The 7,369-nt window shown below is 71.7% G+C and carries 9 protein-coding genes; 5 read left to right on the forward strand and 4 right to left on the reverse strand.

Annotation, left to right across the window (positions count from 1 at the left end; genetic code table 11):
- Positions 1 to 249: 249 nt before the first annotated feature.
- Together ACZJYS_RS21145 and ACZJYS_RS21150 are read right to left on the reverse strand one after the other, a co-directional pair.
- Positions 250 to 1,242, reverse strand: coding sequence for a tripartite tricarboxylate transporter substrate-binding protein (locus tag ACZJYS_RS21145; RefSeq protein WP_181378194.1), 993 nt, complete (start codon positions 1,240 to 1,242; stop codon positions 250 to 252).
- A gap of 169 nt (positions 1,243 to 1,411) precedes the next feature.
- Positions 1,412 to 2,299 carry a LysR substrate-binding domain-containing protein gene (locus ACZJYS_RS21150; RefSeq protein ID WP_109517884.1) on the reverse strand — a complete coding sequence of 296 codons (888 nt, stop codon included), beginning with the start codon at positions 2,297 to 2,299 and terminating at the stop codon, positions 1,412 to 1,414.
- A 116-nt stretch (positions 2,300 to 2,415) separates the two neighbouring features.
- Here ACZJYS_RS21150 and ACZJYS_RS21155 point away from each other — a divergent pair, with 116 nt between their 5' ends.
- Entirely contained in the window at positions 2,416 to 2,652 is a 237-nt protein-coding gene (locus ACZJYS_RS21155; protein ID WP_379652275.1) for a DUF1127 domain-containing protein, read from the forward strand.
- 53 nt (positions 2,653 to 2,705) lie between these two features.
- Here ACZJYS_RS21155 and ACZJYS_RS21160 read toward each other — a convergent pair whose 3' ends face one another.
- Positions 2,706 to 3,035: a hypothetical protein gene (locus ACZJYS_RS21160; RefSeq protein WP_245906472.1), complete on the reverse strand. Its 330-nt coding sequence runs from the start codon at positions 3,033 to 3,035 to the stop codon at positions 2,706 to 2,708.
- A gap of 267 nt (positions 3,036 to 3,302) precedes the next feature.
- On the opposite strand from ACZJYS_RS21160, the gene serA reads away from it, so the two are divergent.
- The 4 genes from serA (at position 3,303) to ACZJYS_RS21180 (ending at position 6,411) form a co-directional block, all read left to right on the forward strand.
- On the forward strand, positions 3,303 to 4,550 hold the full coding sequence (gene serA / locus ACZJYS_RS21165) for a phosphoglycerate dehydrogenase (protein ID WP_379652276.1): 1,248 nt from the start codon (positions 3,303 to 3,305) through the stop codon (positions 4,548 to 4,550).
- 256 nt (positions 4,551 to 4,806) lie between these two features.
- Positions 4,807 to 4,989 (forward strand): CsbD family protein, encoded by a 183-nt coding sequence (locus ACZJYS_RS21170; protein ID WP_109517887.1) that lies wholly within the window; start codon positions 4,807 to 4,809, stop codon positions 4,987 to 4,989.
- A 178-nt stretch (positions 4,990 to 5,167) separates the two neighbouring features.
- Positions 5,168 to 6,109: a hypothetical protein gene (locus ACZJYS_RS21175; RefSeq protein WP_245906474.1), complete on the forward strand. Its 942-nt coding sequence runs from the start codon at positions 5,168 to 5,170 to the stop codon at positions 6,107 to 6,109.
- 29 nt (positions 6,110 to 6,138) lie between these two features.
- Entirely contained in the window at positions 6,139 to 6,411 is a 273-nt protein-coding gene (locus ACZJYS_RS21180) for a CsbD family protein (RefSeq protein ID WP_109517888.1), read from the forward strand.
- 89 nt (positions 6,412 to 6,500) lie between these two features.
- Here the strand turns inward: ACZJYS_RS21180 and ACZJYS_RS21185 are convergent.
- Positions 6,501 to 7,369: PPK2 family polyphosphate kinase (locus ACZJYS_RS21185; RefSeq protein WP_493180230.1), on the reverse strand; the 869-nt coding region annotated here is incomplete at its 5' end.

A 7,369-nucleotide genomic window follows, 5' to 3' on the forward strand; every position in this document is an offset into this window, starting at 1 on the left:
TATCGCCGAGATCCCGAAGGAACCCCGCAACGTCCACCGATTTGGTGTATGGGGAACGATATAGAAGGCTTGGAGCCTTCTGTCAACCGCAACCTTTAGCCAATCGTCTTCCGTTCGCCGTTCAGCAGCGCCAACCGGCGGCGTGGTCGGGCTTATAAGGGGGCCTGCGGGGGTCGTCAAACCCCTTTTTCACTTTTCCGCATCCGGCATGAAGAACCCGCCCCGCCGGCCGGCGGGGCGGGCACAGGCTCAGCTGTCCGCCTGGATGTTGTTGTCGCGGATCACCTTGCCCCACTTGGCGATCTCGCTCTGAAGGAAGCGGGCGCAGGCATCCGGCGTGCTGGCCGTCACATCCGCGCCCTGCTCCTCGATCTTCTGGCGGACCACCGGGTCGGCCAGGGCCTTCGCCAGCGCGTCGTACATCTTGTCCACGATGGGCTGCGGCGTGCCGGCACGGCCGAGCAGCGCCCACCAGGTCGGCGCCTCGAAATCCCCCGCCCCCTGCTGGGCGAAGCTCTTCACCCCTTCCACGTGGCGGCTCTCGCCCCGGGTGGTCACGCCCACCGGCCGCAGCGTCCCGGCGCGGATGTGCTGCTTGATCACCACCACATTCGACATGAACAGCGGCACATGGCCCGCCACCGCGTCCTGCGTGGCGGGGCCACCGCCGCGATAGGGCACATGCACCAGCTTGTAGCCGCCCTGCTGCTGCAGCAGGGTCGTCGCCACATGCGCCAGGCCGCCGACGCCGCTGGTGGCGAAGTTCAGCGTCTCGGGCGCCTTCTTGGCCGCCTCCACGATGTCCTTGTAGCTGCGGTAGGGGGTGGTCTGGTGCGCCACCAGCGCCAGCGGCCCGGTGCCCACCAGGCTGACCGGGGTGAAGGCCTCCATCGTCTTGAAGGGGAGGCGCATCACGCTCTCATTGGTGGCCTGGGTATCGTACACCAGCACCCAGGTGTAGCCGTCCGGCTCGGCCCGCGCCGCCTCGCCCGCGCCGATCGCCCCCGAGGCGCCGCCGCGGTTCTCGATCACCACCGGCTTGCCCAGGATCTCCTGCAGCTTCGGCTGGAAGATGCGGCCCACCGTGTCGGTGCTGCCACCCGGCGGCCAGGGCACGATCAGCCGGATCGGCCGGTCAGGCCAGGATGTCTGGGCGCGCGACACGGTGGGGCTGGCCAGCCCTCCGGCGGCCAGGCCACCGGCCGTCGCGGCCACCATCAGGCCACGGCGTTGAATCAGCATTGTTGAACGTCCTCTCTCCGCATGGCCTCCCCGCCCACTCTCCCGGGGGCGGTGAAGGCAAGGCCGCGAAAGGGGCGGGCCTCCGCATCCGGAACATCGCGGTCCCTGGGCGGCGGCGGCCTTCCCCTTCCTTCCTTACGGGGATGAGAGCATTCCGCGGGCCGTTCCATCAAGCATGGTTTGGTAGCCCCCCGGGTTCGTGCCTGAAGCTGTCGATGATGTGGCGGGCCAGCGCCCGGGTGCCGGGGCTCTCGGAACGCTGGGCCAGGGCGATCTCGAACTCGGGCAGCGGCGGCAATCCCTCCTCCGGGCCCAGCACGCGCAGTCCGGGCGGCAGCGGCCCGGCCAGCCCCACCGTGATGGCGAGCCCCGCCAGCACCACCGCATGCGTGCCCATCTGCGCGCTGGAGAGGTAGGTGACGCGCCAGGGCAGCCCGGCCGCGTCCAGCGCCGCCGTGGCCGCCCGGCGCCAGACGCAGGAGGGCGGGGCCAGCGAGAGCCGCAGCGGCGTCTGCCGGTGCACCGCATGGGCGGCCGAGCCCACCCAGTGCAGCGGCCCGCGCCACAGCGGCACCCCGGCCTGGCCGCGCTCATTGCCGGCCGAATAGAGGGTGAGGTCCAGTTCGCCCCGGTCCATCCGCTCCAGCAATTCCGTGGAGGGGGCGCAGATCACCTCCAGCTCGGCCGCCGGGTGGCTCTCCGCGAATCGGGCCAGGATGTCCGGCAGCCAGAGCAGCACATAATCGTCCGGGGTGCCCAGCCGCACCGCGCCGGCGATGTCGGTGGCGCGGAAATTGGCCAGCATCTCGTCATGCATGGTCAGCCAGGGGCGCGCGCGCTCCAGCAGCCAGGCGCCGTGCGGCGTCAGCGAGAAGCCGCGCGGGCCGCGCACCAGCAGGGGCTGGCCCAGCATCTCCTCCAGGCGGCGCATCTGCATCGAGACCGCCGATTGCGTCCGCCCGACGCGCTGGGCGGCGCGGGTGACGCTGTCCCCCTCGGCGATCAGCACGAAGGAGCGGAGCAGGTCGGGGTCCAGTCCGGGCGGCAGGGCAAGCATGGCGCCATATCAGCGCCGCTGATGCCTTGCGTCAAAACAATTCGTTTTCCTTATTACGGATGCGCATGCATCGTGCCGGGGTGATGAACCTCTCGGTGCATGAAAGGCCCCGAACCATGTCCGCCCAACTCGGCTCCGGCTTCCATTCTTCCCCGGTTCTGCGTTCCGCGCCGCGCGCCACGCATCCGCGCGGCTGGCTGGAGGCGCTGCGCCTGATCCTGCGCGTCATCCGCACCCGGCAGGATCTGGCGGGGATGGAGCCGCGCATGCTGCGCGACATCGGCCTCACACCCGGCCAGGCCCGGCACGAGGCGCAGCGCGCCCCCTGGGACATCGGTCCGCACCGGGGCTGAAGGCGGCACGGCGGGAGAGGACCCGGGGAACGGCGCCCCCGCCCTTCCCCGCCTCAGGCGGCGCGGCGCAGCTCCGGCTCGGCGCGCAGCAGGGCGGCCGCCCAGCGCGATCCCTCGGCCAGCAGCGCGTCGATCTGGCGCGGCGTCAGCGTCTCGACATGCTCGCGCGCGGTGGTGGCGGCAGGGTCCCAGCCCTGCATGACGGGCGGCAGCGCCATCACCCGGCCGGTCATGTCCACGGCGCGGCGGGCGGTGCGCAGCACGCGCGCGGCGGCGTCCAGCCGCATGCGCTCGGCCAGGCCGCCCTCGGCCAGCTCCGCCAGCGCGTCCATCGTGGCGCGGCGGCGCACGGCCAGCGGCATTTCCATCGTCTCAACAGCCATGGTGGGAATCTCCGGATGCTAGTCCCCGCTTCTTCTGGAAAGGGCGAGGCATGAGCCCGCGGAGATGGTCCTGGCGGCCTTCCGGGGCAAGAAAAAACAAAGGCTTTGCCCCTCGCTTGCCGCATGGGGCCATGCATGGGGCGCGGCCATGCCCAGGCTCGCGGCAGCGTGTGCCGACTTCGCAGGCAGCGGCCTCGTGCGGAACGCGTGACACGCCTGCCGGTTTCGCACTTCACGAACGGAAGCCGCGCAGGCATTGAGCCTGCCATGCCGAACCAACGCATCTCCCTCCCCAAGGACCGAATCCGCATCCTGCTGCTGGAAGGCGTGGCGGACAGCGCCATCGCGCTGCTCGGGGCCGCCGGCTACACCAACATCCAGCGCGAGTCGAAGGCGCTGGAGGGGGAGGCGCTGAAGGCGGCGCTGCAGGGGGTGCACCTGCTGGGCATCCGCTCCCGCACCCAGCTCACCGCCGAGGTGCTGGAGGCGGCGGACCGGCTGATCGCGGTGGGATGCTTCTGCATCGGCACCAACCAGGTGGACCTGGCCACCGCCAAGCGCCTTGGCATCCCGGTGTTCAACGCGCCCTTCAGCAACACCCGCTCGGTGGCCGAGCTGGTGATGGGCGAGATCGTCATGCTGCTGCGCCGCATCCCGGACCGCTCCCGCTCGGCGCATGACGGCGGCTGGGACAAGTCCGCCACCCATTCGCGCGAGGTGCGCGGCAAGACGCTCGGCATCGTCGGCTACGGCAACATCGGCAGCCAGCTCTCGGTGCTGGCCGAGGCCTTCGGCATGCGCGTCATCTACTACGACACCGTCCCCAAGCTGGGCCACGGCAACGCGGTGGCCGCCGCCAGCCTGCGCGACCTGCTGGCCGCCGCCGACGTGGTCAGCCTGCACGTGCCCGAGACCGCGGAGACCACCGGCCTGATCGGCGCGGCGGAGCTGGCGGCGATGCGGCCGGGCGCCATCCTCATCAACAACGCCCGCGGCCGCGTGGTGGATCTCGACGCCGTGGCCGTGGCGCTGCGCGAGGGTCACCTGCTCGGCGCCGCCGCCGACGTCTTCCCCGAGGAGCCGAAGCGCAATGGCGAGCGCTTCGTCTCGCCGCTCCAGGGCCTGCCGAACGTCATCCTCACCCCGCATATCGGTGGCAGCACCGAGGAGGCGCAGGAGCGCATCGGCGAGGAGACGGCGCGCAAGCTCTCCGACTACTCCGACTCGGGCGCGACGCTCGGCGCGGTGAACTTCCCCGAGGTGACGCTGCCCGCCCGCCCGAGCGGCACCCGCTACATGCATGTGCACCGCAACGTGCCCGGCATGCTGGCGGCGCTGAACGAGGTGTTCAGCCGCTTCAGCCTGAACATCAGCGCCCAGTACCTGCAGACCGACCCCGAGATCGGCTACGTGGTGGTGGACGCCGACCAGGTGGCCGACCCCGAGGGCGTGCTGGCCGCGCTGCGGCAGATCCCCGGCACGCTGCGCGCCCGCCTGCTCTACGAGCGGAGCTGAAGCGGGCGGGAGGGGCCTGCCCCCTCCCCCCTTCATCCCTGGCGCCCGCCTCCGCTCACCCTTTTCTTCGCCTGTTTCCTTCTTTCCCGGCTGCCTGCCGCCGGGCCTGCCCCGCTCTCCGCATTGCTGCCCCGCTCCGGCCTGCGGCAGCCCCACGCAACCCAATGCTGGGCTGGGCCGTTCTTCCCGTGAGCCGTCACACACACGGCCGGAAGCGCCATCTGGCCCTTCCGAAGAGAAGAAAGGCAGGAAAGCCATGGACAAGAACCGCATCGAAGGCGCCGCCAAGCAGGCCAAGGGCGCCGTGAAGGACGCTGTCGGCAAGGTCACTGGCGACCACTCGACCCAGGCCGAGGGCAAGGCCGACAAGACCGAGGGCAAGGCGCAGGGCGCCGTCGGCAACGCCAAGGACGCCGTGCGGGACACCTTCCGCTCGTAAGGCCCGCTTGTGGCGGGCCGCTCCCGACGAGGGGCCCGCGACAGGCTGCGAACAACAGGCTGACCGGACGCTGCAGGCCGCGGCATCCGGTTTCCGTCTGCGCCGGATCCCGCTGGAGCCCTGAGGGCCGGCGGCCGGCGTGATGGCGGGGCGGCACCGGCCATGGACACCCACGATCATGAATACCAGAACCGCTGCCGGCGCCTATGCCGGCCCTGATGCGACCGCGGCCGTGCAGGGCTCGCCGCGTCTGCCCACCCGCATCTCCTGGGGTGCCGTGCTGGCTGGCGCGGTGATCGCGCTGGCAGTGGGCGCCATGCTGAACATCCTCGGCGCCGCCATCGGCGCCAACCTCGTCGACGCGGCGGAACGCGCGACGCCGGACGCCTCGACGCTCGGCATCGGCGGCGGCATCTGGCTGCTGGTCTCGCACCTGATCGGCCTGGGGCTCGGCGCCTACGCGGCCGCGCGGCTTTCCGGCACGGCCGACGGCACCGATGGCAGCCTGCACGGCCTGGCCATGTGGGCCACCAGCACGCTGGTATCCGCCTTCCTGCTGGGCAGCGTCGTCAGCGGCGCGGTGAGCACCGCCACCACCGGCCTCTCCAGCATGCTGGGCGGCCTGGCGCAGGGTGCCGGCAACGTCACCGCCATGGTGGGCAACGAGGCCGCCGACCGCACGGATACCGGCACCATCCAGTCCGTCACGCAGTCGGCGATCGAGCGCGCGCAGAACGCCCTCACCGCCAGCAATGCCGATCCTGCCGCGATGAACAGCGACCAGCGCAAGGCCGAGATCGGCCGCCTGGTGGGCCGCCGCGTCACCGACGGCCAGCTCGCGCAGCCCGAGCAGGATCGCCTGGCCGCCCTGGTGGCCGCCGAGGCCGGCATCAGCCAGGACGAGGCCCGCACGCGCATCCAGCAGACCGAGCAGGAAGCGCAGCAGGCCCTGCAGCGCACCGAGGAGCAGGCCCGCCAGGCCGCCGACACCGCCGCCACCGCGGCTGCCACCGCGGCGTACTGGGCCTTCGCCGCGCTGCTGCTGGGTGCCATTGTCTCGCTGCTGGGTGCCCGCGCCGGCACCCGCGCCGTGGTGGCCCGCGCGGCTTCCTTTCGCTGAACCCACCCCTGAGAAGGAGAACAAGCACGATGAACACCGATCGCCTTGAGGGCAGCGCCCAGAACCTGGCCGGCAAGGCGCAGGAAGGCTTCGGCAACCTGACCGGCGATGAGGGCCACCAGGCCGAGGGCATGAGCCGCCAGGCCGCCGGCCGCGTGCAGGAGGTCTATGGCGAGGCCCGCGACTACGCCCAGCATGCCGGCGAGCGCGTGGTGCGCCAGGTGGAGCAGCAGCCGGTGACGGCGCTGCTGGTGGCCGGCGCCATCGGCTTCGTGCTGGGGCTGATGACGGCGCGCCGCTGAAGCGGCCTGGAGGGCGCGGGGAAGCCATTCCCCGCGCCCTCCTTCCTTTGCCGGTTTGCGGGCGCGCCTCTGGCGACGCCCGCTTTTTTTCAGTCCGCCTCGTTCCGCAGCGCGGTGCGGGCGGCATGCAGGCGGGCCAGCCCCTCAGCGTCGAGCCGGGGATAGTGCGGGTCGATCGCCTCCAGCGCCTCCACCACGGCCTCCACCACCAGCAGGCGGGTCAGCCACTTCCGGTCGGCCGGCACCACGTACCAGGGGGCGTGCGGCGCGGCGGTGGCGCGGATGGCGGCCTCGTAGGCCTGCTGGTAGGCATCCCAGTGCCGCCGCTCGGCGACGTCGCTCGCATCCAGCTTCCAGTTCTTCTCCGGCCGGTCGATGCGCGAGAGGAAGCGCTCGCGCTGCTCCTCCCGGCTGAGATGCAGGAAGAACTTCAGCACGACGACGCCCTGGCGGGCCAGGTAGCGCTCGAAGGCGGCGATGTCCTCCAGCCGCTCATCCCAGATGCGCGGCGTCACCACCTCCTCGGGCAGGCCCTGCCGGGCCAGCACCGCGGGATGGACGCGGGCGATCAGCACCTCCTCGTACCAGGAGCGGTTGTGGATGCCGATCTGCCCCCGCGCCGGCAGCCGCGCCACGTGGCGGCGCAGGAAATCCTGCGACAGCTCCTCCGGCCCCGGCGCCTTGAAGGAGTGCACCGTGCAGCCCTGCGGGTTCACGCCGGAGAAGACGTGCTTGATGGCACCGTCCTTCCCCGCCGCGTCCATCGCCTGGAAGATGACGAACAGCGCGTGCCTGTCCTGCGCCGCCAGCCGGTCCTGCAGCTCGGCGAGGCGCTTGGTGCCCTCGCGCAGCAGCCTCTCGGCGGCCTCGCGCGGCAGGTCCTCCACCGCGCCGCGGGTGGAGAAATCGGCCAGGCGGAAGCCCTTCCCCGTCTCCACACGGCACGCCGCCGCCTGGG

Source organism: Roseomonas sp. TS2, assembly GCF_058833935.1.

Bases quoted from the DNA above. Each gene is read 5' to 3' on its own strand.
- ACZJYS_RS21145 (WP_181378194.1), bottom strand. From the start codon at position 1,242: ATGCTGATTCAACGCCGTGGCCTGATGGTGGCCGCGACGGCCGGTGGC.
- ACZJYS_RS21150 (WP_109517884.1), bottom strand. From the start codon at position 2,299: ATGCTTGCCCTGCCGCCCGGACTGGACCCCGACCTGCTCCGCTCCTTC.
- ACZJYS_RS21155 (WP_379652275.1), top strand. From the start codon at position 2,416: ATGTCCGCCCAACTCGGCTCCGGCTTCCATTCTTCCCCGGTTCTGCGT.
- ACZJYS_RS21160 (WP_245906472.1), bottom strand. From the start codon at position 3,035: ATGGCTGTTGAGACGATGGAAATGCCGCTGGCCGTGCGCCGCCGCGCC.
- serA (WP_379652276.1), top strand. From the start codon at position 3,303: ATGCCGAACCAACGCATCTCCCTCCCCAAGGACCGAATCCGCATCCTG.
- ACZJYS_RS21170 (WP_109517887.1), top strand. From the start codon at position 4,807: ATGGACAAGAACCGCATCGAAGGCGCCGCCAAGCAGGCCAAGGGCGCC.
- ACZJYS_RS21175 (WP_245906474.1), top strand. From the start codon at position 5,168: ATGAATACCAGAACCGCTGCCGGCGCCTATGCCGGCCCTGATGCGACC.
- ACZJYS_RS21180 (WP_109517888.1), top strand. From the start codon at position 6,139: ATGAACACCGATCGCCTTGAGGGCAGCGCCCAGAACCTGGCCGGCAAG.